This is a genomic window from Microcystis sp. M_QC_C_20170808_M9Col (assembly GCF_007095495.1).
Lineage (GTDB): Bacteria > Cyanobacteriota > Cyanobacteriia > Cyanobacteriales > Microcystaceae > Microcystis > Microcystis aeruginosa.
Genome location: NZ_SFBZ01000112.1, coordinates 1 through 3236, shown reverse-complemented (window position 1 = coordinate 3236; position 3236 = coordinate 1). Strand labels below are relative to the sequence as shown.

General features: G+C 39.9%; 2 protein-coding genes. Both read right to left on the bottom strand.

Features of this window, described 5'->3' with window-relative positions:
• Positions 1-126: 126 nt before the first annotated feature.
• The gene (gene hmpF, locus EWV68_RS06980; protein ID WP_287169304.1) at positions 127-1767 is read right to left on the bottom strand and encodes a pilus motility taxis protein HmpF; all 1641 of its coding nucleotides are present in this window, start codon (positions 1765-1767) and stop codon (positions 127-129) included.
• Positions 1746-3077, bottom strand: coding sequence for an RNA-guided endonuclease InsQ/TnpB family protein (locus EWV68_RS06975; RefSeq protein ID WP_287169303.1), 1332 nt, complete (start codon positions 3075-3077; stop codon positions 1746-1748). The genes hmpF and EWV68_RS06975 overlap by 22 nt, the downstream gene beginning before the upstream one ends.
• Positions 3078-3236: the final 159 nt, after the last annotated feature.

Sequence of the window (3236 nt, the reverse complement as noted above, 5' to 3'; positions counted from 1 at the left end):
TAGGCACTTTTTCCCTGAAAATTAGGTAATTGGCCACCTCAAAACTGGTAAAACCCCACACCCCACACCCCACACCCCACACCCTGCCACCACCGAAAAACTTTTTGCCGCAAACCCTAATTAAGCCTAACTGTTAATAGCGTAATGATAGGCACTACCATTAGATTCCATAGGCATCAGCCACTGGGAAATAGTTTCTAGTTTTTGACGGATTTGATCGAGTTGATCCTGCACGGGTTGCAGGAAAGTTTCGTACTGTTGTACCTGAGTTTTTAAACGCACTAATACCAGATTAGCATCGCGCCATTGTCGCTCCTGTTCTTCAAATTCACGAGTTTTTTGCTCTAAATCCGACCATTGCTCATCAATAGTATCTCTGTTTTTTGGTAAATCCTCTTGTAGTCCCTTGATTTCTGCTGCTAAACGTTGACTTTCTTGGAGATTATTTTGATAACTATCCTCCAAGAGAATTAACAATGGTTCAAAGCTACATTTTTGGGCATCTTCTGGGGATAAAATCCCCTGTCTCCGTTGCAGAATTTTCAGATGTTGAGAGCGAATAGCTTGCCTTTCCTGGAGATTACGTCTTTGTCCGACCAAAGTTGCCGCCAGCATTCCTTTTTTTTCCTGTTCCTCGGCTAATTCTTCTTCTAAATTAGCTCGCTCGGATTCATCTATTGTGGCCATTCTTGCTTCTAATTCTTCCACGGTTTGGCATTGGAGAGTTAATTCTTCCTCTTGGTCGTTGACAAAAATTTCCCAGCGCTTGAGGTCTGTTTGTAAGTTCTTAACTAAGCTCTCCAATTCTTCTAAAGGCATTTTTTCAAGAGCTTCTAGATCGATTTTACCATCAAAATCTAGTTCTTCCCCTTGCAGGAGACGAAGGAGCATTTGTCGAGTAGAATCAGTGGTTTGTAGGGTGAGGTTAAGGCGCTCGAATAATTCCTGTTTTTGATTCAGAACAGTTTCTTGTATTTGTAACTGTATTTGAGCGGTTTCCAAAGCATTGCGACTCGTCTGTAATTCCCTAGCTCTTTGTTCGAGATAATCGAGCATTTCATCGTTGGCGACCTGACGATTTTCTACAGCTTTTTTCTGCTCCTCTAAACTCTGCCAACAACTATTTAAAATTGTCTGTTGTTCCTGCACAGATTCAAGAGTGGAATGGAGAATTTGTGAGGGAGAATTGCCCCGATCATGATTATTAGCTAAACGCTCCGCTAGAGAGCGAATAAATTGTTGTTTTTCTGGGGAAAGATTGGGGTAGGAGTTACAATTTATTTGTCCTTCTTCCAGGTGTCGCTGTTGCTCGTTTAATTGTTGTTTTAGGGTTTCCAGTTCTTGTCTTTTGCGCTCTAAATAATCGAATTCTGCCTCTATTTGTTCAATTTGCTCGATTCTTGTCTCCATTTCCATTTTCTGGCGGTTGAGAATCTCGGTTTGATAGGTGAGGGATTGTTTCCACTGCTCCATTTTCTCTTGATCTTTCTTGCTGCGCTCCATCAAACGGGAAATCTTTTGCAGTTGCCGCACCATCTCCGCTCCCGCTAATTCCGGGTTTCCTTGCAGTTGACGATTATTGCTCAAATTTACCAAGAGAAGCGCACCTTCACCCAGGGAGTTAGTTTCGTCGTAGATTAAGATATCTTCCCCCGGTATGGCACTCCACGTCTGATCATTATGCTGACAGGCCAATAGTTTCAATTCGGTTTTGTAACCACCGATAAAACCTCTAGTCTGTTTTTTTACTTCTGCAAGGTATAGCACGAGTAGTTGTCCTCCATAATAAAAGTTTTTTTGACTTCTCCGACCCATAAATGACGGAGGATTCCCAGCGGACTTCGCGTCTTTTTAGCTGACCAGCACTGGAATTTCTGGGGACGAGTCAAAACGCCCCTAGACACAACACTTAAATCAAAATTAAGTGTTGTGCTTACTTTCCGAATTATGTTAGCTGCCCCATGAGCATCAGCATTAATATACTGATTTTGAGCAGTCCGATACAATCCTCTTTTTGTTCTCTTTCCTGATGGTTGCCACCCTTCGGGTTTTTCAACAAATTTAGGTAGCGAGTCATTGTCTAAGAATGAAGCTTTTGAGGTATAACTTTCTTCTGTTTCAATAAACTTAATCCCACACTGTTCACACAATTGTCTCATGCGTTCTTTGAGTTTTGCTGTCGCAATTGAAACAAAAGATTGATGGTTCTTTTTGCCTAAATTACCTTCCTCCTTTTGGTCTTTGTTCCTTTGATGCTCAAGACATTGATTAATAACAAGTCTAGCTGCTTTATTAACAGCATCTCTTATTTTTCGATTACGCTTTTCTGTGATTTTAGCGAGTTGAGTTGACCAAAATCCTTGAGGTTTTCCTTCTTTGAGAGTAGCTACCTGCTTGTGGTACCAACGATTAACAGACTTAAGATGCCTTCCATCAATTACAAAGCTAGTACCAAGACTAGAAACTCCTGTTAGCCAATTGTTTAAACCCGGATCTAAACCTAGCACATTATCGGGATTGACCTCAATCTCGACTGGTTTACTCTCATAAACAAACTCAACATAAAAACAATGATTTCTGGGCAGTATTCTTAATTCCTTAATTTCTTGAAACCTCAAATTGGAGGTCGTTGGCAAATAGAAGCTATCAAGTCCAAACCATTGCTTAACAGTTTTTCCTAAAGGGATCCTAATTTGATTATCAACCCATTTTAGGGCTTGCTTGGGATAAGTGACAAGGAAGAGACCTTCTTTTTTTATGTATTTAGGTAAATGAGGCTTATCTGTTAACTCTCCCTTTCTAGATTTCTGGTTTAGCTCTTTAAATGATTTCAAGGACTCAGCAACACTTTTAAGTATTTGCTGTGCTGCCTGAGAGGATAAAACTTGATAGTGTTTGTTGTTTTTATACTCTTTATCTAAATCAAATTTGCCAATAATTTTCTGGGTTTTCAAATCAAGTTGACGGGCATAATAAATTCCACAGTTAGTCAGTTGATGAGACTCAGCACAAATGAACTCAAGGATAGCCTTTAAATGTTTATCCATGCTCATTAGATTTTGCTGGCATCTATACATTGTATTTTTACCTCCTGATGTTATACTAACATAAATGCACTAATTAGGGTTTGCTGAATAAATCTAAAAACCTTACAGGAAAGGGCTTTTAGCTTGATTGAGAGCTTCCCAAATGCACTTAAATCTGCTAGAATCTCTTAAAACCCTTGCATCACCCTT